Origin of the sequence: Cohnella endophytica, from assembly GCF_003628305.1 — a bacterium.
Classification (GTDB): Bacteria; Bacillota; Bacilli; order Paenibacillales; family Paenibacillaceae; genus Cohnella; species Cohnella endophytica.
This window is the reverse complement of record NZ_RBZM01000023.1, coordinates 1-4,703: the sequence shown is the minus strand read 5'-3', so window position 1 is coordinate 4,703 and position 4,703 is coordinate 1. Positions and strand designations below refer to the sequence as shown.

At 47.3% G+C, this 4,703-nt stretch carries 3 protein-coding genes; 2 read left to right on the top strand and 1 reads right to left on the bottom strand.

The genetic code is table 11. The features are described from left to right. Positions 1–100: 100 nt before the first annotated feature. Positions 101–2,002, bottom strand: coding sequence for a hypothetical protein (locus tag D7Z26_RS27070; RefSeq protein ID WP_120980153.1), 1,902 nt, complete (start codon positions 2,000–2,002; stop codon positions 101–103). A gap of 633 nt (positions 2,003–2,635) precedes the next feature. On the opposite strand from D7Z26_RS27070, the gene D7Z26_RS27065 reads away from it, so the two are divergent. Then, entirely contained in the window at positions 2,636–3,790 is a 1,155-nt protein-coding gene (locus D7Z26_RS27065) for a site-specific integrase (RefSeq protein WP_120980152.1), read from the top strand. 81 nt (positions 3,791–3,871) lie between these two features. Continuing rightward, a complete protein-coding gene (locus tag D7Z26_RS27060) occupies positions 3,872–4,582 on the top strand; it encodes a hypothetical protein (RefSeq protein ID WP_120980151.1) in 711 nt (236 codons plus the stop codon). The last annotated feature ends 121 nt before the right edge of the window (positions 4,583–4,703 follow it).

The following is a 4,703-nucleotide window of genomic DNA, read 5'->3' as shown; positions in this document are numbered from 1 at the left end:
CGCGTTTGCTGGGCTTCGCGTCATTCTTACGGCACTTGTGAGAGCCACGTAAGGACAGCAAAGGGGAGCAGCCCGAAAGCCACTCCCCCAGAGGAAACTATTAATCGTTATAGAAGCCTTGTCTTTTAAAGGCTTTAAGTTGATCTTCGTTCAGCCACGCCTTCAGTTGTTCGAGCTTGCCCAGTACCTCTTTCTTGCCTTCTTCTTTCCCTGACTCATGCTCCACAGAACCCTTCAAGTCCTTTGCCATATACTCGGCTTCTAGGCGTGAGTTCGTCAAACGAATATCGTTCCACAATTCTGCCCGAATCTCCGGCACTTGCTTCGCTAGCGCTTCGATGTCAATCCCAATCGCCCTGACCGTTTTTTGGTATATGTGCTTTACTATGCCCTCTTTGCCACCTTCAACAAACGGTTGTTCAGCCAAGCTAGCAAGCAGATCGTTTTGTCCCGCCTCTTGTCCTTTGCTTTTCACGTCTTCTAGAAACTTTTCCACCCAGTAAGTCTTACTCAGCCAGAATCGTTTGCCGTCCAGTAACGTCTGTTTCTCCTTCGATACGTTTTCGTCCGTATGCTTGTCCTGTACAAACTTGATAAAGCGAATGTACGGTTCTTCGGGGTTTGAAATACTCCGCTGCTCCATGATGCTCTCAATGATTTTGTTGATCGTTTCCGGGCTGATCTGGTTTGCGCCAACGTGTTCCGCCAAGTCGTTCATCATCAAGATACCGAACACAACTGCACTCGCTGCGTTGTATGCCCGTTGATCGCCATCTGTACGACCGACAATTTCCTCTGCGCGGGTAAACCACTCGTGCCACTTGTCCTGCCTCTCAATCAGGTACAACAAATAGGGGTACAGAAAGTGGCTGAAGTCTGCCCGCAAAAGCTTCGCAACGGCCGCTTGCTTCATGGCGCGGTCTGCTTTCCGGACGTGGACAGGAAGGCAACGATCTGCTACCGCTTCGTTAGTAACATAAGTATTGCCTTGTATAATTAGCGGTGCGCTCAACTGGCTTACACTGTTTTGCTTGTTCGTCTCTCCACGTTCAACCTTGTCGCGGTTATAGACGAGTTTGAGTATCGCTATTGGCTGTGCTTCTTTGTTCTTCACCAGAACAAATTCTTCCGATACGACAACAAAGGCGTTGGTGGCAGCGAGCGCCATTTTGAGTGGCTGGGCGGTTGAAATAAACGCAATGGCATCACTCGCGGATTTATACCCAAGCATTGCGGCGATAATCTTGGCAAGGGTTGACTTCCCGCCTCCCGGCTCTCCATACTTAAATAAGATGGGGAAGTAAAGTTTGTTCTCATAATACAGTTGGCTCAAAAGGCTAGCGAAGCTCCAAGCGAGCGTGATCGTGGATTTATTATCTTTCAAAACTTCCGGTACTTCGTTCAGCAAGGTTCGTGCCGTATTCTTAAACTTCTCTTCTGTACTGTCTAGCCGGACGTATGATTTGGTTTTCGGCGCATATACGCCCTCGCAATAGACTGTCGAGGTGATCTTACTGTCCGTTTTCACAATCTGTTGAAGCTTCTCCTGCGTGTCGTAGATCACAAAATAATACTCGCACGTCTTGGCATCCTTATACAGTCCCGTTTGATCGATCATATTAACATGTGGCTGACTACGGGCAGGTGCTTTAAGGAACTTGACGAACTTAGAGAATTGTTTCTGGTCAACCAAGAGATCGGCTTCAGTCGGGAGCTTCTTGCGGAAAGCATCTACGGTCGTCAAGCTCGTCTTGTCGAAGAAAGTGCTTGATTTGACCAGCTTACCATTCACCCTAACATCAGCCAACAAGCCACGATCACCGCTGACGAAGCGCGTGTTATCAAATACAAAGTTGGTTATGGGATCAAGGCGTACACCGTTACTATTGAAGTTTACCTGCACATATATGCCTTTGTTTGCAACAAACCGTTCTGAGCCAGCCTGTGCGATCAAAGCGGCTTCTTCTTGTTCAGCCTCGTTTATTATGTCTTCCACATCCATTTTTATCTCCTCGCTTTCCATTGCGATTGTCATTAGCGGATTGTTTGCCATCAAGCGCTGTTGTAAAATGGCGGTATAAAAACTTACAGTTGGGCGGCATATGAGAGAGGCAATCGATTCCTAGGTCGGGTGGCTCTCTTGTCTCTTTATGGCGGGTCGATAGGCTTCACTCCCTTGAGTTGACTCGACCGGCGCGGCTACGTAGCAGATGCAGGAGTAGCCGCTTGGGTCGGTACTGAAATATACCCTACCTACTCAGAGGTCAGCAATCACCATCGGGAGAAGCGCCCGCGCCGTGTCTCACGATACTTTATCCTGTTTGACCTTCGTTGACCAACAATTGACGACTGGATTATCTACGTGTTTTACTGGTTTTAGGGGTAGACCGTTTGGATTCGATTGCTCCGGCAAGACAGGGTAGCCGTTTGGGTTTGAACACAGCCACAGCCTGTTGGTGTGACTAGAGTCGTAGCAAAAAGATGGAGGTTGGCCTGCCGCGAGACAAGCGGTCTGTTGAACCGCTAAGATCGGCCAGCAAGAAACATAACCAAAAGAAGTGCGTCTGTTCGCTTTTGACAAAGCGGATGGGCGCTTTTTTGCGGTCAAAATCGAGGATGCGTAGGAGGAATCGGAATGCGTGGATGTGTATCGAAGCGCGGTAACAAGTGGTCATGGGTTGTAGAGGTCGGCCGGAACAGCGAAGGGAAGCGGCGACAGAAGAGCAAAGGAGGCTACGAATCCAAAGTCGATGCAGAGAAGGCGCTACAGAAGGTTCTCCATGAGCTAAACACGGATACATACATTGAACCGACAAAAGATAACGTAGCCACGTACTTCACGTCGTGGCTGGCACAGAAACAAATGAGCATTCGTCCCGGTACATACAAGACGTATCGATGGCTGGTCAATTTTCACATCATCCCGCAGCTTGGGCAACACAAGATGGTCAACCTGTTACCGCAGCATTTGGTGAGCATGTATGAACGGCTTGGTAGCGGTGAAAAGCGATTATCGGCACAAACGATCAACCACGTTCACAAGGTCATCCACGATGCTTTGGAAACGGCTGTGAAGTGGGAGCTTCTGCCCAAGAATGTTGCTCGTGTCGTAAAACCGCCAAAGATCCCCAAAAGCCAAACGAACGTGTGGACCGAAGAAGAGTTAATGCGATTCCTTGAGTTCACGAAAGACAGTCGTTACCACATTATCTTTCTGCTGGCTGCGACAACTGGGATGCGTCGCGGTGAGGTTCTCGGGTTGAAGTGGGCAGACATCGACCTTGAGGCTAGAAAGCTATCGGTTCGGCGTTCCTATACTCGCGGGGTTGTCGGACATATCTTTCAGGAGCCAAAGACGGCGGCTGGCATCCGAACGATTGTTTTGCCACAGCAAACCGTAGAAGCGCTCAAGAAGCATCGGCTTGTGCTGGAAGAAGACCGGAAGAAAGCTGAAAAGAAGGGGACGGAATATAACGACTACGGATTGGTTGTGCAGACACGGAATGGCTTTCCGGTTAGTCCGTATTTTGTGGAATCTCGATGGTTGGACCTGTTACGAAAGTCAGGCTTGCCAAAGATCAGGCTGCACGACCTCCGGCACACGCACGCCAGCCTGTTGTTGAAGGCAGGAATACACCCAAAAGCCGTTTCAGAGCGGTTAGGTCACTCCTCGATCATGATTACGCTCGACAGGTATTCGCATCTGTTCCCAACCCTTCAGCAGGAGGTAGCGGAGAAGATAGACGAATTGTTGACTATTAGAAAGGAAGCTACTGAAAGTCTGAAATGAGCTGATCAATTGCACATAAATATTCCATTATCTGTTTCCGATATATTTCATATACAAATCAGTCTGAACAGGGAGGTCCCAATGGATAGAGCTATTAATCCAAAAGATGGGCTAGTTTATAAAATTGATGAGTGGTTAAAGCTTTTTTCTGCAGATCAATCTGGGCTCTGCATTGTTTGCGGGAATAAGTTAGAAGTCAGGGCAGAGAGCACTGTTTCGACAACAACTCATTTTTGGCATTCCGTTCGTGGATCAAATTGTCCAACTATTCAGGCCAATTCAACCCCGTATGTGAATCTTCTTCCGTCAGAGGAGGATGAGGCTAACGCTCTGAAAGTCAAAAGTGATTTTACACAACGATTTTACGAAGTTTTTCTTAAATGCGACCTTCTCTGCGCTGGCTTGAAGTTTGAAGAGTTCAAAGAACTAGTTGAACTCGCTAATACAAAACGTATCTGGTACTATAGGGATCTCACGTTAGATTTCTTACCCTATATTTTTTTGACGCTAAAGAAGTTTTCTTCAAGGGATAGTCGTTTTAGAGACAATAGCTTTTACTTTGTCTTTGAACCGAACCTAAAGAGTTATAATGAACTGTGGATTGATAAGAAGATTAGAAAGAAAATATGGAAAGTCGAGAGTGTTACTTACTCAGAGAAAGTAAACGGAGTATCTAAAGACAAACGTAAACAAGTTGTAACAGAGTATGACATAGATTCTATATATCCAAGTGAACCAGTCTGGGTCACAAGAAGCAGGACAACAATTCAAAAACTTATTAACTTGAAATAATGAGGCTTCTATAACGATTAATAGTTTCCTCTGGGGGAGTGGCTTTCGGGCTGCTCCCCTTTGCTGTCCTTACGTGGCTCTCACAAGTGCCGTAAGAATGACGCGAAGCCCAGCAAACGCG

Bases quoted from the DNA above. Each gene is read 5' to 3' on its own strand.
- D7Z26_RS27065 (WP_120980152.1), top strand. From the start codon at position 2,636: ATGCGTGGATGTGTATCGAAGCGCGGTAACAAGTGGTCATGGGTTGTA.
- D7Z26_RS27070 (WP_120980153.1), bottom strand. From the start codon at position 2,002: ATGGATGTGGAAGACATAATAAACGAGGCTGAACAAGAAGAAGCCGCT.
- D7Z26_RS27060 (WP_120980151.1), top strand. From the start codon at position 3,872: ATGGATAGAGCTATTAATCCAAAAGATGGGCTAGTTTATAAAATTGAT.